Raw genomic sequence first — 20,626 nt, 5'->3', positions numbered from 1 at the left:
CGGTTTTTTTCTGGTGGACGTTGCCGCCTCTTTTGAGCGCGTCTTTAGTGCCCGCGGAACAGATTCATGATGTCCTGTTTTTCCTGTTCGCCGACTTGCTGGGGCGCCGCCGCGGCGGCCGCACCGCTCGCCTCGGCATCCAGCGTTGCCTGACTGATACCGACGGTCGCGATGAAACCGTGTCCAGGCGTGAAGTCGTCGAAATACAGTTCCGAGCCGAGTTCGGTCACGCCGTCCGGCATCGGCATCTTGTAGTCCGGCACGCCTTTGAGCGCGCGCGCCATGTATTCGATCCACACCGGCAACGCGAGGCCGCCGCCGGTTTCCTTGTCGCCGAGACTGCGCGGGTTGTCGTAGCCGATCCACGCGATGGCCGTGAGCGTGTGCTGGTAGCCGGCGAACCACGCATCGCGCGAGTCGTTCGTCGTGCCGGTTTTGCCGCCGAGATCGGTACGCTTCAGCACGTTGGACTTCGCGCCCGTGCCGCGTTGGGCGACGCTTTGCAGCAGGCTGTTCATCACATACGCGTTGCGCGGTTCGATCGCGTGCGGCGCACTCTGCTCGGCGACCAGCGGCTGCGCGTGCGCCACGACGATACCGCGCTGATCGGTGACTTCAGCGATCAGATACGGGTTGATGCGATAACCGCCGTTGGCAAATACCGAGAACGCGCCTGCCATCTGCAAGGGCGTGACGAGACCCGCGCCGAGCGCCATCGGCAGATAAGCCGGGTGACGATCCGCGTCGAAGCCGAAGCGCGTGATGTATTGCTGCGCGTACTTCGGGCCGATGTGGTTCAGGATGCGAATCGACACCAGGTTCTTTGACTTCTGCAGTGCGGTACGCATGGTCATCGGGCCGTCGAAACCGCCACCGTAGTTTTTCGGCTCCCATGCCTGACCGCCCGTCTCCGCCGCGCTGAAAAAGAGCGGCGCGTCGTTGATCACCGTGGCCGGTCCGAGCCCCTTTTCGAGCGAAGCCGAATAGATGAACGGTTTGAAACTCGAACCCGGCTGACGCCACGCCTGGGTCACGTGGTTGAACTTGTTCTTGTTGAAGTCGAAACCGCCGACCAGCGCGCGAATCGCGCCATCTTGCGGCACTACCGAAACGAACGCACCTTCTACTTGCGGCAACTGGGTGATCGACCAGTTGCCGTCGTCATCCTTCACGAGGCGAACGATCGCGCCGGGCCGCACGCGTTGATTCGGCTGTGCACGCGTGCCGAGCGCGAACTGCGCGAAGCGCAGGCCGTCGCCCTGAATGGTTGCGACGTTGCCGTCGATGAAGGTGGCTTGCACCTGCTTCGGGCTCGCCGCCGTTACCACCGCGGCGATGAGTTCGCCGTTGTCGGGATGCTCGAGCAGCGCGTCGTCGATAGCCTGTTCGCGGTCGTCCGCATCGGACGGCAAATCGATGAATGCTTCCGGGCCGCGATAGCCGTGGCGCCGTTCGTAGTCCATCAGGCCCTTGCGCAGCGCCCGGTAGGCGACGTCCTGATCGGCCGAGTCGATGGTGGTCACGACGTTCAGGCCGCGCGTGTACGCCTCTTCGCGATACTGCGCGTACATCATCTGCCGCACCATTTCCGCGACGTATTCCGCGTGCACGCTGAACTCCTTGCCCGCGCCCTTGACAACCAGCGGCTGCTTGCTTGCCGCCTCGTATTGGTCTTGAGTGATGTAATGCAATTCGTACATGCGCTGCAGGATGTACTCCTGACGGATCTTCGCGCGCTTTGGATTGACCACCGGGTTATACGCGGACGGCGCCTTCGGCAGACCCGCCAGCATGGCCGATTCCGCCAGCGTCAAATCCTTCAGGTCTTTCCCGAAGTACACCCGCGCCGCGCTCGCGAAGCCGTATGCGCGCTGACCGAGATAGATCTGATTCATGTACACCTCGAGAATCTGATCTTTCGTCAGCTTCGACTCGATCTTGTATGCGAGCAGCATCTCGTAAATTTTGCGCGTGTAGGTCTTCTCACTCGACAGGAAGAAGTTGCGCGCCACCTGCATGGTGATCGTGCTGGCGCCTTGTGTAGCGTGACCATTGGTCAGCGCGACGAAACCGGCGCGCGCAATGCCTGTCAGGTCGACGCCGCCGTGATCGTAGAAGCGCGCGTCTTCGATGGCCAGCACGGCTTTCTTCAGGCTGTCGGGCACGTCCTGGATATGGACGATGTCGCGCCGCTCTTCGCCGAATTCGCCGATCAGCACGTGGTCGGCCGTATAGATGCGCAATGGCACCTTCGGCCGGTAGTCGGTCAATGCATCGAGCGACGGCAGGTTCGGCGTTGCTACCACCAGCGCATAACCGAGCACCAACAGCACGCACAGGACGCCTGCGACGATCAGACCCACAAAGCCAATGATGAGCTTGAGCCACAGGGGGCGTTTGCGCTTCTGGGGCGCGGGCGGCGGGGACGTAGGAGACGTTGATTGCATATGGGCACCAAAAAACAGTCCCGCGATTATAGCCGTCTCGCTTTTCAGCTTTCGGCATGCTTACTGACAGTTCTTGACAAGTCGGCGTGCCGCGCAGGAATGACTTCACTGTAGACGCTTTGATGGCAAGCCGGGCGCACCTTGCGCAACGTTAGCCATTCGGCTGAGTGTCGCGCGGCGGCGCGGCTGCGCACAATTCTTCTTCGTTACTCGCGTTCGAATGGTTCGCCGCGTGAGTTTGAGGGAGGGCGTGATGACGTTTAAAAATTCGTGGCTTCAAGGTGTGCAACTCGGAGCGCAGCGTTTTGCTGCGGGGATCGATGTGGGTTCGCAGGCAGTGCGTCTCGTTGTGGTGAGTCAGCATTCGCGCACACGTGCCGCGTTGCATATCGAATACGTGTGCACCGTGCCGCTTGGCGCCGGTGCGATGGCCGGCACGGAGATCGCCGACCGGCATGCGGTGGCGCGTGCGTTGCGCGACGCATTTGCCGGTCTGCCGCACGCCTGTACGACGCAGGCATTGCGATGCGCAATGGCATTGCCCGCCTCGGCCACGTTGACGACCACCGTGCCGCTGACACAGCTCGCCGCGCTGAGCGGCTGTGCGGACGACGGCGGCCATGAACTTGCCGAACTCGAACCGGCGGTGATGAGCGAAGTCGAGCGCATAGCGGGTCTCGAGCGACATGCATTGGCAGTCGACTGGTTCGTCGACGAAACGCGTTCGCCGATTCGTTCGGTGACGATTGCCGCCACCGCACGCCAGCATCTCGAAGCGCGGATCGAATGCGCGGCGACTGCCGGTATCTCGCTTACCGCGATCGATGGCGAGCCGCACGCGGCTTTGCGTGCAATGCGTTATGCGGCGAGCCTCGAGCTCGATCCACACGAGCCCTATGTCGCGCTGTGGATCGGTGCGGACGGCGTATACGGCTGGCGCATCGTCGACGACTGCCTGGTCGGTGAAATGCGCTACCCGGCGCCCGAGCACACCGATCTTGCCGACGCGTTGCGCGATCTCGTCCACGGCCCTGTACTCGACTGCGCGTTGGTGAGCGGCGAGATCGATCTGCTCGACGGCGTGGGTTTCTCGATTGCGGATATAGCCGACGTGCTGGGCTGCACCGTGCTGCCGTTCGAATGTGCGGCGCTTGGCGGGCTTGCCCGTCAACTGCACGATCCGTTGTTGCACGAACCTTCCGCCTCGGTTGCATTCGGACTTGCGCTTCGCGGGGTGCTGGAGTGATGCGCGGCCTGCGTTCCGTTTTGAATCCGGCGGCCCCCACCACGCGAGCGTCTATACGCGGTGCGCGCCTCGCACGGCCATGGCTTGGAGGCTTCAATCTGCTGCCGTACCGGCAACGCAATGCGCGGCTTGCACGTGGGCGGCGTCTGTTCGAATGGGTTGCCGCCGTGCTCGCCGGACTTGTCGCTGTGCTCGCGTTAGTCGGGTGGCAGGCATTCGAACGGGCACGGACCGATGCGCAGCGTGCGTCGATCGAGCAATCGCTCACGCAACTGGCCATACCGCTCGCGGAGCACGCCAGGTTACTGCAGGCGCAAGACGAACAACGCAAAGGCGCGGCGCGTGCGATGACCTTGTCCGGGCCGCTTACGCATTTGCGCGATCTGCTGGATGCGTTGAGTTTCGAACCCGGTGACGGCGTGGTGCTGCAGCAGTTGCGCCAACGCGAGTACGAGACAGAGTTGCTCGCGACCTCGCGCGGACATATCGCGTCGGCCGAGTGGCTCAAGCGCTTGAGCGCGATCCGCGGCGTGACGGGCGCGGAGGTGAGCGACCTGCATCGCTCGGCGCCGCGCAGCAATGCAGTTGCAGCGGCCGGCGTTACCGGCCCGGTCGAATTTGGAGCGCATCTGCGCTGGGACTCGCCGTTCCCGAAAACGGCCCGTGCGTCGGGTTTGGCGGCGCCACGTCCCATGAAGTCTGAAAAATCAGGAGGTGCGAAATGAGTACGATTTTTGTCGAGTTCGGCGGCGCGGCAAGCACGCGGCCCGCTTTTTCCCAGTGGATGAAGCGTGTGCGTTTGCCACTTGCGGCCTGGAGTCGTCGGCGCCGTTGGGTGGTCGCGGTGACGATCGCTGTGGTTGTGTTCGGACTTGGCGCACACGGTTGGGTTGTCGCCGATCTCGGTGGGGTCGAGGCGAGCCGTACGGCATTGGAGGTTGCCACGCGGCATCTCGCGGACGCGCACCGCGCGCTGGCGCAATTGCCCGCGCTGCGCCGGCAAGTTGCCGCCACGCCGGGTGCGCGGTTGTCAGCGTCATGGACCTCCGCGGACGATGTGCGCATCGTGTCCGAACTCGCGGCACAGAATAGCGTCTCTTTGCTCTCGGTAGAACCGGGTTCCGCAAGCGGCTCGGATGCCGAAAGCATGCGTCCTATACAGCTCACCGCGCACACCGATTTCGTACACCTGATGGCATTCCTGCGCGGTCTGTCTGATCTGCCGGTACTGATCGTTCCAGTCGACGTGACAGTGAACCGCGATGCCGCTTCGCTAGCAGTGAAGGCAACGCTGCATGTATTCAGCGCGCTGAGGCCCGTGCCTTTAACTGCTACGGCGGATGCGTTTGCCGACGATAGTCTCGATTCGGATGACGAAGAAGACATCGTGTTTTTCGACCCGTTCTCGCTTCCGCAGATGCTCGCGGCCGGCGAGCCGCAGCCTGATGCTTCGCAATGGCGGCTGGTCGGTTTACTGCGCGATCGCATACACGGACTGGCTTTGCTCGATACGCCGGATGGCGCGACCACCGTCGCATCGGGGCAGCAACTTGGCACCGAGCGTGTCACGCGGCTCGACGCGTTCGGCATCACGCTGGCCAACGGCTCAGCGACTCGCACGCTGACGCTGACGGAGGCATCTTGATGAGGCTGATGAAGCCGTTCGGTCCCTCGGTGTCGCGCGTTGGTGTTCGTGTGTGTTTGGGCCTGGGTGTGTGCCGTGGTCTGTTTGGACGCGTGCGTAGAAGCCGGCCTCGCAGTCCGGTCCAACGCACGCATCACAGGAGATGTCACAGCCCGGTCCGCGGCCTGGTCGCTGGCATTACGATAAGCGCCGGCGTCGCGCATGCGTCGATCTCGCCGCTGCCGCCACTGCCCGCGTACATGCCGATCGACAACGCCATTGCACCGCTCGATGCCCGACACGATGTGCCGCCGCTGCCGCGCGGCATCGTTGCCGAATTGCCCAACCCGTTCCGCGACGATTCCGCCGACCAGCCCGAGTCCGGCATATCACGAGCGGCGGCAACCGACGAGATCGGACGCACCGGCGACCTGACAGACGATGCAGACGGCTCAGTGCCGCTACGGAGGCAATCGGCGGCCTCCGCACGCGACGACCTCGCCGGAACCTCGGCGCTCGAAGGGCCGCCGGTACCGCTGCCTCCGCTCGCGCGCCTGAGCGATGCGCCGAAAACGCCGCTAGATGCCAAACTCGCCGCCGACGACAAACCGATCTCGCTTAACTTCCAGCGCGCGGAACTCGGCGCCGTGCTCAACGCGTTTGCCCAGTTCACCGGACTGAACATCGTCGCCAGCGAGAGAGTGCGGGGCGCCGTGTCACTGCGGCTCGACAAGGTGCCGTGGCGCACGGCATTCGATACCTTGCTCGACGTCAACGGGTTGGCAATGGAGCGTCACGGCAACGTGATCTGGGTCGCGCCAATCGCGGATCTGGCCACACGTGAGCGGCAGCGTTTCGAAGCGCATGCGAGAGCCGCTGACCTTGAGCCGCTCGCGAGCCGCACGTTCGAGTTGCACTACGCGCGCGCCGAGGACGTGCGGCGTTTGCTGACCGGTGCCGGAAACCAGCGCGTGCTGTCCAAACGCGGCGCCGCGACCGCCGATCCGCGCACCAATCTGCTGTTCGTCACCGATCTCGACGGGCGCCTCGCGCAAATCACGGCGTTGCTTGCCTCCGTCGACCGGCCGACCCGTCAGGTATTGATCGAAGCGCGTATCGTCGAGGGCGAGCATGGGTTTTCGCGCAATCTCGGTGTGCGGCTTTCCATGGCGGCCGCCAACGCCGACGGCACCGCCCGAGGCTTGACGGGCGGCAAGGACGGCGCGGTGTACGATCTGTCGGCACGGCCGATTGCCGGTTTCGACGCCGCCACCGCCGGGCTGACCTTGTTCGCAGCCGGCGCGACGCGGCTCCTGAACATCGAGCTGAGTGCGCTGGAGGCCGAAGGGCGCGGTGAGATCGTCTCGAGCCCCCGGGTCGTGACGGCAGACCGGATGAAAGCGGTCGTCGAGCAGGGCACCGAGCTGCCCTATCAGGCGAAAGTCGGGCAGGGCGTGTCGGGCGTGCAGTTTCGCCGCGCCACACTCAAACTGGAGGTCGAGCCGCAAATCATGCCGGACGGCAGAGTGGTGCTGGACCTCGATGTCGCCAAAGACAGCGTCGGCGAGCAGACCGACGCCGGGCCGGCGATCAACACCAAACACGTGCAAACGCGCGTCGAAGTCGAAGATGGTGGTACGGTGTCGATCGGCGGAATTTACGCGACCGACAACCGGGACGATGTGACGCGGGTGCCGGTCCTGGGCAAAATACCGGTTTTAGGGGCGCTTTTCCGCCATCGGGCCCATCGGGACCAGCGCAGTGAACTGGCTGTTTTCATCACGCCGCGCGTCGTTCAGACAAATTAGGGGCACGCTGCCGCCGCCATCCAGCGGCGGCCTGCAGGCTCGACAAGGCAGCCGCTTTGCCAGTAAGCTGCGGCACGAACCATACCGGATTAGCCAGAGGGACACCGTTGCAAGCGCGGGACGCACACGCCAATGTATTTTTTGTAGGGCTCATGGGGGCAGGCAAAACCACCGTGGGCCGGGCCATTGCGCGCCGTCTCGATCGCCCGTTCTTCGATTCCGACCATGAAATCGAGGCGCGTACGGGCGCGCGCATTCCGGTGATCTTCGAGCTGGAAGGCGAAGCGGGCTTTCGCGATCGTGAAGCGCACGTGATTTCCGACCTGACCGGGCGCGACAATATCGTGCTGGCCACGGGCGGCGGCGCGGTGCTGCGGCCGGAAAACCGCGAAGCGCTGCAAAATCGGGGCGTGGTGATCTATTTGCGCGCCAATCCGCATGATCTGTGGCTGCGCACCCGGCGCGACAAAAATCGCCCGCTGTTGCAGACCGAAGACCCCAAAGCGCGCCTCGAGGCGCTCTACGAAGTACGCGATCCGCTATACCGGGAATGCGCGCACTTCGTGATCGAAACTGGCCGGCCTTCGGTCAACGGACTCGTCAACATGGTTCTGATGCAGCTCGAGATGGCCGGCGTCGCCAAACATCCTGCTTCATAATGGACCGTATGATTACCGTCAATGTCGAACTGGGCGAGCGCGCCTATCCCATCCATATCGGTGCCGATCTGATCGGCCAGACCGCGTTGTTCGCGCCGCATATCGCCGGCAGCTCGGTCACGATCGTCACGAACACTACGGTCGACCCGCTTTACGGCGACAAGCTGCGCGCTGCGTTGGCGCCGCTCGGCAAGCAGGTTTCCACGGTCGTTTTGCCGGACGGCGAAGCGTACAAGAACCTCGAAACGCTGAACCTGATTTTCGACGCGCTGCTGGGCTCGCGCGCCGATCGCAAGACCACACTGATCGCTCTCGGCGGTGGCGTGATCGGCGACATGACGGGGTTTGCCGCGGCTTGCTACATGCGTGGCGTGCCGTTCATCCAGGTGCCGACCACCTTGCTGTCGCAAGTCGATTCGTCGGTGGGCGGCAAGACGGGCATCAACCACCCGCTCGGCAAGAATATGATCGGCGCGTTCTACCAGCCACAGGCCGTGATCGCCGACATCGGCGCGTTGCGCACGTTGCCGGGGCGCGAACTGGCGGCGGGCGTCGCTGAAGTGATCAAGACCGGCGCGATTGCCGACGCCGGTTTCTTCCGCTGGATCGAGGCGAATGTCGAGGCGCTCAATCGCTGCGAACCCGAAGCGCTGGCCGAGGCGGTCAAGCGCTCGTGCGAGATCAAGGCGTCGGTCGTGGCGCAGGACGAGCGCGAAGGCGGATTGCGCGCGATCCTCAATTTCGGCCACACCTTCGGCCACGCGATCGAGGCCGGACTCGGCTACGGCGAGTGGCTGCACGGTGAGGCGGTCGGCTGCGGGATGGTGATGGCGGCGGACCTGTCCGTGCGCATGGGTTATCTCGACGAAGCGGTGCGCAAGCGTCTGGTCGACGTGATCGTTGCCGCGCATCTGCCCACCCGGGCGCCTGCGCTCGGCGAGTCGCGCTATGTCGACCTCATGCGGGTCGACAAGAAGGCGGAAGCCGGTGCGATCAAATTCATTCTGCTGAAGCGTTTCGGTGAGACGCTGATCACCCAGGCGCCTGACGCCGAGGTGCACGCCACGCTGGCCGCCGCCGTCTAAACCGACTCGGCAGGGGCTTCGCAGCAAGGCAGCACGCACGAGCGTCACGAGGCGCCGCCCATGTTTCGGAGAATCCGGTGACTGACAGGCGCAGCGACGATGTAAAGCATGACCCGGCAGGCACGCCCGTGAGCGGTGTGCCGTCGCAGGATGCACTCGAAGCGCATCTCGCGCCGTATGCAGCACATTCCTCCCAATCGCGCGGCCGTCGCTATCCCGAAGCTGCGCCCAGCGCGCGCACGGAGTTTCAGCGCGATCGCGATCGCATCGTCCACTCGACGGCGTTCCGCCGGCTTGAATACAAAACGCAGGTATTCGTGAATCACGAGGGCGATCTATTTCGCACGCGGCTCACCCATAGCCTGGAAGTCGCGCAGATCGCCCGCTCTGTTGCTCGCAATCTGCGGGTCAACGAAGACCTCGTTGAAGCTATTTCGCTTGCGCACGATCTTGGTCATACGCCGTTCGGCCACGCGGGCCAGGATGCGCTGAACGAATGTATGCGCGAGCATGGCGGCTTCGAGCACAACCTGCAAAGCCTCGCGGTGGTCGACGATCTGGAGGAGCACTACGGCGCGTTCAACGGCCTGAACCTCTGTTTCGAAACGCGGGAAGGCATCCTCAAGCACTGCTCGCGTGAGAATGCGCGGCGGCTCGGCGCGCTCGGCGAGCGTTTTCTGGACGGGCGGCAGCCTTCCATCGAAGCGCAGATCGCCAATGTCGCCGATGAGATTGCGTACAACAACCACGACGTCGACGACGGCTTGCGCTCCGGCCTACTCACCGTGGAGCAGCTTGCCGAAGTCGAGTTATGGCAGACGCACTACGTGGCGGCGCGCGGCGACTTTCCGCAGATCGAAGGGCGCCGGCTGATTCACGAGACGGTGCGCCGCATCATCAATACGTTGATCGTCGATCTGATCGATACGACCTCGCTCAACCTTGCCAGGCACGCGCCGGTCTCGCTGGACGCGGTGCGCGCCGCACCGCCGCTCGTCGCGCATAGCGAAGCCATCGCCGCGCAGGCGGCGGCGCTCAAGCGCTTCCTGTTCAAGAACCTGTACCGCCACTATCGTGTGATGCGGATGGCCAACAAGGCGCGCCGCGTGGTGGCCGGCCTGTTCGATGCGTTCACGGAAGATTCGCGGCTGTTGCCACCCGGTTATCAATCGACGGACGCGTCGCTGCAACCGCGCCTGATTGCCCACTACATCGCGGGTATGACGGATCGGTATGCGGTGAAGGAGTATCAGCGGCTGTTCGTGATCGACGACAACTGATCGAACCGGCGCTAGCCGGCGTGGCTGCTCGTCTTACCGTCTCAGCGCAGCCGCGACGCTAACAGCGCGCCCGCGATCAGCGCAACACCGCCGACGATCGCTATCGTCTGCCACGGGTTTTCGTGCACATAGTCGTCGGCGTCGGAGATGGCCACTTCGGCGCGTTCCCGCATGGCCTCGCGGGTATCGTTCAAACGGGCACGGGCGATGTCGAGCTGTTTGCGCAACTTGCCGCGCAGCGCCACGGCGTCGGCCTGGGTTCCGTCTGCCAGGGTGGACTCCAGTTCCGACATCAGGTGGCGCAGCTCGCCGGCAATGTCTTCGGCCGCATGGCGGCTGTGGCGGGCGATTCGCCGCGCACGGCGGCTGGTGGTGGTCCAGGATTCGCCGAGGGCGTCTCGTGTGTTCGGAAGTGCTGTCATGGTCGCTCCGTCGATGAGGGTGGAAAGATCCCACGCTGTCACGCAGACACACGTTGCCACGCGGGAAACCTTTTGGGGACGCAACTTCGGTGCCAAACCCCCAGCCCTTGTGCACCGTAACGCCGACGCGCATTCATCAGCAGATATTGCACGCCCCGACCCGATAGCGGGTCAAATTTACAAACACGCCCGCCTGCCCGTTGCGTGACGGACATCCGTATGCCGTGAACGGTCCCTCAAATCGCGCCGAAAATAAAAAACGCTGCCATTGGATATATGACAGCGTTGTCTAAGCCACGAAAATTCGACTACCCTAACTTAGCGGCCCCAATTTCGTGACCCGTTAGAAACGGTAACCGATGTTGACGTAGGTAACGATCGGGTTCAGCTTGATCTTGGTTTGCGACTGCACATTCAGCGTTCCGACCGGCGTGCTTGCAGCGGTGTTCAGCTTGGCGGTCGTGCTGAGCGGCAGGTACGAGATCGAGACGCCCGCGAACCAGTGCTGGTTGAACGCATAGGTGAAACCTGCATTAAACACCGGCTCCCACGAACTATCCGTAGTGACGCTGGTCGGACCATGCAGGACGTTTGCTTCAAATGCGCCATTGGTGATTTTTTCGTCGGTGAACCAGATGCGGCTCACACCAACGCCGAGATACGGGCGGAAGGTCGCGGTCGGGGCGTTGAAGTAGTACTTGAACAGCAGAGTCGGGCTCCACTGTTTCGCCTGACCGAGCTTGCCGAATTGTTCGAGGCTACCCGTGCCGTTCAGGTCGAACGAAGGCGGATAGCCGATTACGAATTCGGTGGCGATGTGATCGGTGATGAAGTAGCCGGCGGTCAGGCCGATAGTATCGGCCGAACTCAGTGATGCGCCGGTGTTGGGTTCGGTGATGTTGGTCGGGCTGCCGCCTATGCTTGTCACTCTCAACGGGTCGCTGCTCGATTGAGGTGCAAGATGGAACCAGCCTGTCGTGACGTAAAAGCTTCCGGCCGATTGCGCGTGCGCTGCCGTTGTCATGCAGGCTAACGCCGCGATCCCCGTTACGGCCTGTTTTAATTTCATATGTGCTCCTCCAGAAAAGGCCCGCTCATTATGACTACAACGTTTGAAACAAACCATACGCGGCGGTTAGAGCTTTCTCCCTAGGCCCCGCACGGTTTCTGGCTTAGCCGCGCTGCGCCGAACCCCGGGCGGGCGCGGTTCTTCGGACCTTCGGGTATGTACCAACGCGACTATTGGATACTCCAGCATGGCACGGCTTGCACGTCTCTATGTCCCTGACCAGCCGCAGCACGTCATCCTCCGTGGACTCGATCAGCAGCCCGCATTCGTCGACGACCAGGACTACGAGCTTTTCATCGACTGCTTGAAAGCGGCTTCGCGCGACCATCACTTATCCATCCACGCGTACGCGTTGATGCCCGGCGCTGTGCAACTGCTCGTCACGCCGACTGAAGAGTCGAGCCTGCCGAAGGCGATGCAGGCAGTGGGGCGGCGCTACGTTGCGCATTTCAACCGGCGATATGCCCGCCGCGGCACCTTATGGGAGGGACGCTACCGGGCCACGGTGATCGAAGGCGAGCGCTACTTCCTGCTCGCGAGCCGGGTCGTCGAGATGTGTCCGGTGCGAGCCGGGCTCGTGAGTGCGCCCGAGGATTACCGCTGGTCGAGCTATCGTCACCATATCGGCCTGACGCTCGACAGCCTCATTACCGACCACCCGTTGTACTGGTCGCTCGGCAATACGCCCTTCGAGCGGCAGCGCGCTTACCGCGAACTGTGCGAGCAGCCGCTCGACGAACGCGAAACCAGTCAGCTTCAGCAGGCCACCCTGAAAGGCTGGGTTCTGGGCAGCGATACGTACCGGGAATGGGCGGCGCGCGCCGCAAACCGGCGCGTCTCGCCGCTGCCGCGTGGGCGGCCGCGCAAGGTGCGCGAAACGCCGCAGACGCAATAAAGCGTTTCATATCAAAGAGCTGTGCCTGGAACGGCATCTTAGGATGCCGTTTTCTTTTGCACTTTTATGATATGGCACCAATAAAAAATAGCCGCAATGCACCAACTTGATAATTGGGGATCGACCATCACGTTTTATTTGCTATTCCGTTGATTCGTCGCGTATATTCCGAATTCCGGCGGTTTTTGATACGCGTAGCATCAAGCGTGCGGAGTCGCCGACGCGGTTGCGCTGCGCGCTGCGGCAAAAGAAAAACGGTTTAACGGCCTGTCCGGCCCCTCACAGACGGTGTCCCCATGAACGACCACCAGCAACCGATTCACCCGGTTCCCGCCGCGCAGGGTCTATACGACCCGCAAAACGAACATGACGCCTGCGGCGTCGGTTTCGTTGCTCATATCAAGGGCAAGAAAAGCCACGAGATCATCGAGCAAGGCTTGAAGATTCTTGAAAACCTCGACCACCGGGGCGCCGTCGGCGCCGATCCGCTGATGGGCGACGGCGCGGGCATCCTGATCCAGATCCCGGACGGTTTCTATCGTGAGGAAATGGCCAAGCAGGGCGTGGTCCTGCCGCCGAGCGGCGAGTACGGCGTCGGTATGATTTTCCTGCCGAAGGAACATGCATCGCGTCTCGCCTGCGAACAGGAACTGGAACGCACCGTGAAGGCCGAAGGCCAGGTCGTGCTGGGCTGGCGCGACGTGCCGGTCGACCACTCCATGCCGATTTCGCCCACCGTCAAGGCGAGCGAGCCGCTGATCCGCCAGATCTTCATCGGCCGCGGCAAGGACATCATGGTGACCGACGCGCTCGAACGGAAGCTGTACGTGATTCGCAAGACCGCGAGCCACCGCATCCAGGCGCTCAAGCTCCAGCACGGCAAGGAATACTTCGTGCCGTCGTGCTCGGCGCGCACGGTCGTCTATAAGGGGCTGCTGCTGGCGGGCCAGGTTGGCGTGTATTACCGCGACCTGCAGGACGAGCGCACGGTGTCGGCACTGGCGCTGGTGCACCAGCGCTTCTCGACCAACACGTTCCCGGCGTGGGAACTGGCTCACCCGTACCGCATGATCGCCCACAACGGCGAAATCAACACGGTGAAGGGCAACGTCAACTGGCTGAACGCCCGTACCGGCGCGATCGCGTCGCACGTGCTCGGCGACGATCTGCCGAAGCTGTGGCCGCTGATCTATCCGGGCCAATCGGACACCGCCTCGTTCGACAACTGTCTCGAACTGCTGGTGATGGCCGGGTACCCGCTCGTCCACGCCATGATGATGATGATCCCGGAAGCCTGGGAACAGCACACGCTGATGGACGACAACCGCCGCGCGTTCTACGAATACCATGCAGCGATGATGGAGCCGTGGGACGGCCCCGCCGCCATTGCTTTCACCGACGGCCGTCAGATCGGCGCCACGCTCGACCGTAACGGTCTGCGTCCGGCGCGCTACATCGTCACTGACGACGACCTCGTCATCATGGCGTCGGAAGCGGGCACGTTGCTGATTCCCGAGTCGAAGATCGTCAAGAAGTGGCGTCTGCAGCCGGGCAAGATGTTCCTGATCGACATGGAGCACGGCCGCATCATCGACGACAAGGAACTGAAGGACAACCTCGCCAACGCCAAGCCATACAAGAGCTGGATCGACGCGGTCCGCATCAAGCTCGACGAAATCGAGGCGAAGGCCGAAGACGTCGCGACGGAACGCCGCGAAGCCGCTGCCTTGCTGGATCGCCAGCAGGCGTTCGGCTACACGCAGGAAGACCTCAAGTTCCTGATGGCGCCGATGGCGCAAGCCGGTGAAGAAGCGGTCGGTTCGATGGGCAACGACTCGCCGCTGGCGGTCATGTCCAACAAGAACAAAACGCTTTACCACTACTTCAAGCAGCTGTTCGCGCAAGTCACGAACCCGCCGATCGACCCGATCCGTGAAAACATGGTGATGTCGCTGGTGTCGTTCGTCGGTCCGAAGCCGAACCTGCTGGACACGAACAACATCAACCCGCCGATGCGTCTCGAAGTGTCGCAGCCGGTGCTCGACTTCAAGGACATCGCCAAGATCCGCGCGATCGATCAGTACACGGGCGGCAAGTTCAGCTCGTACGAACTGAACATCTGCTATCCGGTGGCCTGGGGCAAGGAAGGCATCGAAGCGCGTCTGGCTTCGCTGTGCGCGGAAGCCGTGGATGCGGTCAAGTCCGGCTACAACATGCTGATCGTGTCGGACCGCAAGACCGACCGCGACAACGTCGCGATTCCGGCATTGCTGGCTACCGCCGCGATCCACACGCACCTCGTCCAGCACGGTCTGCGCACGAGCGCGGGGCTGGTCGTGGAAACCGGCTCGGCGCGTGAAACGCACCACTTCGCGTTGCTCGCGGGCTACGGCGCGGAAGCCGTGCACCCGTACCTCGCGATGGAAACGCTCAGCCAGCTCGCAGCCGGCCTGAAGGGCGACCTGTCGGCGGAAAAGGCGGTCTACAACTTCACCAAGGCAGTCGGCAAGGGCCTGATGAAGGTCATGTCGAAGATGGGCATTTCGACGTACATGTCGTACACCGGCGCGCAAATTTTCGAAGCAGTCGGTCTGGCTGAAGACCTGGTGGTGAAGTACTTCAAGGGCACGTCGTCGAAGGTCGGCGGGATCGGCCTGTTCGACGTCGCGGAAGAAGCGATCCGTCTGCATCGCGACGCGTTCGGCGACAATCCAGTGCTCGCGAACATGCTCGACGCGGGCGGCGAGTACGCGTACCGCGTGCGCGGTGAAGAACACATGTGGACGCCGGATGCGATCGCCAAGCTGCAGCACTCGGCGCGCAGCAACTCGTACCAGACGTACAAGGAATACGCGCATCTGATCAACGATCAGACCAAGCGTCACATGACGTTCCGCGGCCTGTTCGAATTCAAGTTCGATCCGACCAAGGCGATCCCGCTCGACGAAGTCGAATCGGCGAAAGAGATCGTCAAGCGTTTCGCCACTGGCGCCATGTCGCTGGGCTCGATCTCGACCGAAGCTCACGCCACGCTGGCGGTCGCGATGAACCGCATCGGCGGCAAGTCGAACACGGGCGAAGGCGGCGAGGACGTGAATCGTTACCGCAACGAACTGCGCGGTATTCCGATCAAGAACGGCGACACCATGAAGTCGGTGATCGGCGACGAAGTGATCGTCGACATTCCGCTAAAGGAAGGCGATTCGCTGCGCTCGCGGATCAAGCAGGTGGCGTCGGGCCGTTTCGGCGTGACGGCGGAATATCTCGCGTCGGCCGATCAGATCCAGATCAAGATGGCGCAAGGCGCAAAGCCGGGCGAAGGCGGTCAGTTGCCGGGCCACAAGGTGTCGGAATACATCGGCAAGCTGCGTTATTCGGTGCCGGGCGTCGGCCTGATTTCGCCGCCGCCGCACCATGACATTTACTCGATCGAAGATCTGGCGCAACTGATTCACGACCTGAAGAACGCCAATTCGGCGGCCAGCATTTCGGTGAAGCTGGTGTCGGAGTCGGGCGTCGGTACGGTGGCTGCCGGTGTTGCCAAGGCGAAGGCCGATCACGTCGTGATCGCCGGCCATGATGGCGGCACGGGTGCATCGCCGCTGTCGTCGGTGAAGCATGCCGGCACGCCGTGGGAACTGGGTCTGGCTGAAACGCAGCAGACGCTGGTGCTGAACCAGTTGCGCGGCCGTATCCGCGTGCAGGCCGACGGTCAGATGAAGACCGGCCGCGACGTCGTGATCGGCGCGCTGCTCGGCGCGGACGAATTCGGCTTCGCGACGGCGCCGCTCGTCGTGGAAGGCTGCATCATGATGCGCAAGTGCCACCTGAACACCTGCCCGGTCGGCGTCGCGACGCAAGATCCGGTGCTGCGTGCGAAGTTCCAGGGCCAGCCGGAACACGTCGTCAACTTCTTCTTCTTCGTTGCGGAAGAAGCGCGCGAAATCATGGCGCAACTGGGCATCCGCAAGTTCGAGGACCTGATCGGCCACGCCGAACTGCTCGACATGAAGAAGGGCGTCGAACACTGGAAGGCGAAGGGTCTCGACTTCTCGCGCGTGTTCTATCAGCCGCAGGTTTCGGCAGACGTGGCACGCAAGCACGTCGACGTGCAGGACCACGGTCTGGACCGCGCGCTGGATCACGTGCTGATCGAGAAGGCGAAGGCCGCGATCGAGACGGGCGAACACGTCTCGTTCATCCAGCCGGTGCGCAACGTCAACCGTACGGTCGGCGCGATGCTGTCCGGCACGATCGCGAAGAAGTACGGCCACGACGGCCTGCCTGACGACTCGATTCACATCCAGTTGAAGGGTACCGCGGGTCAGAGCTTCGGCGCGTTCCTCGCGCGCGGCGTCACGCTGGATCTGGTCGGCGACGGCAACGACTACGTCGGCAAGGGTCTCTCGGGCGGCCGCATCATCATCCGTCCTACGAATGATTTCCGCGGCAAGTCGGAAGAAAACATCATCTGCGGCAACACGGTGATGTACGGCGCGATCGAAGGCGAATCGTTCTTCCGCGGCGTTGCGGGCGAGCGCTTCTGCGTGCGTAACTCGGGCGCGACGGCGGTTGTCGAAGGCACGGGCGACCATGGTTGCGAATACATGACGGGCGGCACGGTTGTCGTGCTCGGCGAAACGGGCCGTAACTTCGCGGCCGGGATGTCGGGCGGTATCGCTTATGTGTACGACCCGGACAGCACGTTTGCCGGCAAGTGCAACAAGTCGATGGTCGCGCTCGATCCGGTTCTGCAACAGGCCGAACAGGAACGCACGGTCGACAAGGGCTTGTGGCACAGCGGCGCGACCGATGAAGCCCTGCTCAAGGGTCTCATCGAACGTCACTTCCAGTTCACGGGTTCGCCGCGTGCAAAGGCGCTGCTCGAAAACTGGGATGCGTCGCGCCGTCAGTTCGTGAAGGTGTTCCCGACCGAATACAAGCGCGCACTGGGCGAGATGGCAGCGAAGAAGGCGAACAAGGAAGTACTCGCCGCTTAACTCCTTCGCCGATCTCAGCACCGAAGACGTCACATTTAGCCGTACCCGCCGCCGCTCGATCATTCGACGCGCGGCGGGTGTAGATCACCTCACCTGATACAGATAGAGAAGAGAACCACATGGGCAAGGCAACCGGTTTTCTCGAGTTCGAGCGCCGCCACGAGGCGTACGAAGCTCCGCTCACGCGTGTGAAGCACTACAAGGAATTCGTTGCGGCATTGACCGACGACGAAGCCAAGATTCAAGGCGCGCGTTGCATGGACTGCGGCATTCCGTTCTGCAACAACGGCTGCCCGGTGAACAACATCATCCCGGACTTCAACGACCTGGTGTTCCACCAGGACTGGAAGAACGCGATCGAAGTGCTGCATTCCACGAACAACTTCCCCGAGTTCACGGGCCGCATCTGCCCGGCGCCGTGCGAAGCGGCGTGCACGCTCGGCATCAACAACGACCCGGTCGGCATCAAGTCGATCGAACACGCGATCATCGACAAAGCGTGGGCCGAAGGTTGGGTCGCGCCGCTGCCGCCGAAGCACAAGACCGGCAAGAAGGTCGCGGTGGTCGGTTCCGGCCCCGCCGGTTTGGCCGTCGCGCAGCAACTCGCGCGCGCGGGGCACGATGTCACCGTGTTCGAAAAGAATGACCGTATCGGCGGCTTGCTGCGTTACGGCATTCCTGACTTCAAACTGGAAAAGTGGCTGATCGATCGCCGCATGCGCCAGATGGAAGCCGAAGGCGTGACGTTCCGCGCCAACGTGTTCGTCGGTAAGGCGGATTCGCTGCCGGCATACATCGGCAATACGGCGAAAGAAACGATCACGCCGGCCGAGCTGAAAGAACAGTTCGACGCGGTGGTGATCGCAGGCGGTTCAGAAACGCCGCGCGATCTGCCGGTGCCAGGCCGCGAGCTGGAAGGCATCCACTACGCGATGGAATTCCTGCCGCAGCAGAACAAGGTCAACGCCGGCGACAAGGTCGCGAACCAGTTGCTCGCCAAGGGCAAGCACGTGGTCGTGATCGGTGGCGGCGATACGGGTTCGGACTGCGTCGGTACCTCGAACCGTCATGGCGCGAAGAGCGTCACGCAATTCGAACTGCTGCCGCAACCGCCGGAAGAAGAGAACAAGCCGCTCGTGTGGCCGTACTGGCCGATCAAGCTGCGCACCTCGTCGTCGCACGACGAAGGCTGCTCGCGCGATTGGGCGGTGGCGACCAAGCGCCTCGAAGGCAAGAACGGCAAGGTCGAGAAGCTGATCGCCGCGCGTGTCGAATGGAAGGACGGCAAGATGCAGGAAGTGCCGAACTCGGAATTCGAAATGAAGGCCGATCTGGTGCTGCTGGCCATGGGCTTCACGCAGCCGGTGTCGCCGGTGCTCGAAGCGTTCGGCGTCGACAAGGATGCGCGCGGCAACGTGCGTGCGTCGACCGAAGGCGACAAGGCGTATTACACGTCGGTGGACAAGGTCTTCACCGCGGGCGATATGCGTCGTGGCCAGTCGCTGGTGGTGTGGGCGATTCGCGAAGGCCGTCAGTGCGCACGTTCGGTCGACGCTTTCCTGATGGGTCATTCGGAGCTGCCGCGCTAACGTAACGTCTCCAGCCGGTTTTAGCCTGATGGCGCGGAAACCGGCGAATGCTTGCAGGACCAGGTGGAGACGACAAAGCGGTACATAAGCCGTACCCCAAAGCGGTAAAAAACAAAGCCGGGCACCTGTAAGGGTGACCCGGCTTTTCTGTTTTTACGACGTTCCGGCGCGTTCCGTGGCGTTCGCTAAAGCGTCTTGAAGCGTCTTGCCTGCGCGCCGGGTCGCGCGGTCATTTCCGATACCGGTTCACCGTCAGCCCGTCGAGATCGATTTCCGGCTTGCGCTGTGTAATCAGATCCGCGACCACGCGGCCCGAACCCATCGACATTGCCCAGCCCGTCGAACCATGTCCGACGTTCAGCCAGAGATTGTCCACGCCACACGGACCGAGCAACGGCGCGCCATCGGGCGTCATAGGACGGCGGCCTACCCAGAAGTGCGCGGACGTCGGATTGGCCGCGTGCGGAAACCAGTCGCCGAGCACTTTCATCAGCGTCTGCAGAGCCTGTTCGCGCAAGGTTGTCTGGCGATTGCCGAGCTCCGCCGTGCCGGCCACGCGCAGGTTAGTGCCGAAGCGCGTGATGGCCGTTTTCAGCGACTCGTCCATCAGTGCCGCATGGGGGGCTTTTTCGTCGTCGGTGACGGGTAAGGTCGCCGAATAGCCTTTGACCGGGTAGAGGGGCACTTTCACGCCGAGCGGCGCGAGCAGCGCCGCACTGTCCACGCCCAGCGCCACGACCACTGCATCCGCTTGCAGCGTCTCATTGCCGCGTTCGCTTTCTATACGCACACCGCGCACGGCACGGCCTTGCACATCGAGCGCCGCGACGCGTGTGTCGAAGCGAAACTGCACGCCGCTGCGCTCGCAGATCGCACGGAGTTCGCGGGTGAAGCGGGCGCAATCGCCGGCTTCGTCATCGGGGAGATAAAGGCCCGAGAGCGGCGTCTGACGCGCCCAGCGCAAGCCAGGTTCGATCTCGACGCACTGTGCCGCGCTGACTTCCCGATGCACGATGCCCGCGTCGCGCAGGATAGCCAGCGCCGGTTGCGCCAGTTCGACGTCGTATTCGCTGCGGAACAACTGCAGATAGCCCTGGCTGCGGCCATAGTCGAATGGGTGACGGGCACGGAATTCGTGCAGACAGTCACGGCTGTAATAAGCGATGCGCTGCATGCGCTGCTTGTTGATGCGAAAGCGTTCGAGGTCGCATTCACGCAGCCAGCGCGCGATCCAGCGCCATTGGGCCGGATCGAAGGTGGGGCGGAAGATTAGCGGCGAGGCCGGCTTGAACAGATACTTGAGGATTTTCGCCGGCATGCCGGGCGCGGCCCACGGCGTTACATAGCCCGGCGCAATCACGCCGGCGTTGCCGAAACTGGTGGAGAGCGCGACGTCTGGCTCGCGCTCGATCACGATAACGTCGCAGCCTTGCTGACGCAGGTAAAAAGCGGTGGCGACACCGATCACACCACCGCCCAGAACAATCGTTTTCATGTGTGTG

Annotated in this window: 14 protein-coding genes; 10 read left to right on the top strand and 4 right to left on the bottom strand. The window is 62.9% G+C overall.

Translation table 11 applies throughout. The annotated features are described in order from the left end of the window. Nucleotides 1-44: 44 nt before the first annotated feature. A complete protein-coding gene (locus tag ACOSV0_RS18345; RefSeq protein WP_434107531.1) occupies nucleotides 45-2,447 on the bottom strand; it encodes a penicillin-binding protein 1A in 2,403 nt (800 codons plus the stop codon). A gap of 253 nt (nucleotides 2,448-2,700) precedes the next feature. Between ACOSV0_RS18345 and pilM the strand changes: the two genes are divergently transcribed. From pilM to ACOSV0_RS18310, 7 genes are all read left to right on the top strand, one after another. Beyond that, nucleotides 2,701-3,693, top strand: a complete 993-nt coding sequence (gene pilM / locus ACOSV0_RS18340) for a type IV pilus biogenesis protein PilM (RefSeq protein WP_434107530.1) — start codon at nucleotides 2,701-2,703, stop codon at nucleotides 3,691-3,693. After that, nucleotides 3,693-4,418 (top strand): fimbrial assembly protein, encoded by a 726-nt coding sequence (locus ACOSV0_RS18335; protein WP_434107528.1) that lies wholly within the window; start codon nucleotides 3,693-3,695, stop codon nucleotides 4,416-4,418. The genes pilM and ACOSV0_RS18335 overlap by 1 nt, the downstream gene beginning before the upstream one ends. Continuing rightward, nucleotides 4,415-5,338 (top strand): hypothetical protein, encoded by a 924-nt coding sequence (locus ACOSV0_RS18330; protein ID WP_434107527.1) that lies wholly within the window; start codon nucleotides 4,415-4,417, stop codon nucleotides 5,336-5,338. The genes ACOSV0_RS18335 and ACOSV0_RS18330 overlap by 4 nt, the downstream gene beginning before the upstream one ends. 239 nt (nucleotides 5,339-5,577) lie before the next feature. Continuing rightward, nucleotides 5,578-7,125, top strand: a complete 1,548-nt coding sequence (locus ACOSV0_RS18325; protein WP_434107526.1) for a type IV pilus secretin PilQ — start codon at nucleotides 5,578-5,580, stop codon at nucleotides 7,123-7,125. Nucleotides 7,126-7,232: 107 nt separating this feature from the next. Then, entirely contained in the window at nucleotides 7,233-7,784 is a 552-nt protein-coding gene (locus ACOSV0_RS18320) for a shikimate kinase (protein ID WP_093643398.1), read from the top strand. Between the two features lie 8 nt (nucleotides 7,785-7,792). Then, nucleotides 7,793-8,869 (top strand): 3-dehydroquinate synthase, encoded by a 1,077-nt coding sequence (gene aroB / locus ACOSV0_RS18315; protein WP_434107525.1) that lies wholly within the window; start codon nucleotides 7,793-7,795, stop codon nucleotides 8,867-8,869. Between the two features lie 77 nt (nucleotides 8,870-8,946). After that, entirely contained in the window at nucleotides 8,947-10,149 is a 1,203-nt protein-coding gene (locus ACOSV0_RS18310; RefSeq protein ID WP_434107523.1) for a deoxyguanosinetriphosphate triphosphohydrolase, read from the top strand. Between the two features lie 41 nt (nucleotides 10,150-10,190). On the opposite strand, the gene ACOSV0_RS18305 is transcribed toward ACOSV0_RS18310, so the two are convergent. Beyond that, nucleotides 10,191-10,571 carry a DUF883 family protein gene (locus ACOSV0_RS18305; protein WP_434107522.1) on the bottom strand — a complete coding sequence of 127 codons (381 nt, stop codon included), beginning with the start codon at nucleotides 10,569-10,571 and terminating at the stop codon, nucleotides 10,191-10,193. A 343-nt stretch (nucleotides 10,572-10,914) separates the two neighbouring features. Further along, nucleotides 10,915-11,640, bottom strand: coding sequence for an OmpW/AlkL family protein (locus ACOSV0_RS18300; protein ID WP_434107521.1), 726 nt, complete (start codon nucleotides 11,638-11,640; stop codon nucleotides 10,915-10,917). Nucleotides 11,641-11,827: 187 nt separating this feature from the next. Here ACOSV0_RS18300 and ACOSV0_RS18295 point away from each other — a divergent pair, with 187 nt between their 5' ends. The 3 genes from ACOSV0_RS18295 (at nucleotide 11,828) to ACOSV0_RS18285 (ending at nucleotide 19,124) form a co-directional block, all read left to right on the top strand. Further along, nucleotides 11,828-12,535 (top strand): transposase, encoded by a 708-nt coding sequence (locus ACOSV0_RS18295; RefSeq protein ID WP_325043540.1) that lies wholly within the window; start codon nucleotides 11,828-11,830, stop codon nucleotides 12,533-12,535. A 296-nt stretch (nucleotides 12,536-12,831) separates the two neighbouring features. After that, nucleotides 12,832-17,535 (top strand): glutamate synthase-related protein, encoded by a 4,704-nt coding sequence (locus tag ACOSV0_RS18290; protein ID WP_434107520.1) that lies wholly within the window; start codon nucleotides 12,832-12,834, stop codon nucleotides 17,533-17,535. Between the two features lie 119 nt (nucleotides 17,536-17,654). Next, nucleotides 17,655-19,124, top strand: coding sequence for a glutamate synthase subunit beta (locus ACOSV0_RS18285; RefSeq protein WP_434107519.1), 1,470 nt, complete (start codon nucleotides 17,655-17,657; stop codon nucleotides 19,122-19,124). 229 nt (nucleotides 19,125-19,353) lie between these two features. Here ACOSV0_RS18285 and ACOSV0_RS18280 read toward each other — a convergent pair whose 3' ends face one another. Continuing rightward, nucleotides 19,354-20,619, bottom strand: coding sequence for a D-amino acid dehydrogenase (locus ACOSV0_RS18280; RefSeq protein WP_434107518.1), 1,266 nt, complete (start codon nucleotides 20,617-20,619; stop codon nucleotides 19,354-19,356). Between the last annotated feature and the right edge of the window lie 7 nt (nucleotides 20,620-20,626).

It is taken from the genome of Paraburkholderia caffeinilytica (assembly GCF_051027425.1).
Classification (GTDB): Bacteria; Pseudomonadota; Gammaproteobacteria; order Burkholderiales; family Burkholderiaceae; genus Paraburkholderia; species Paraburkholderia caffeinilytica_A.
The sequence above is the reverse complement of the archived record's forward strand: the minus strand, read 5'-3'. Positions and strand labels throughout refer to the sequence as shown.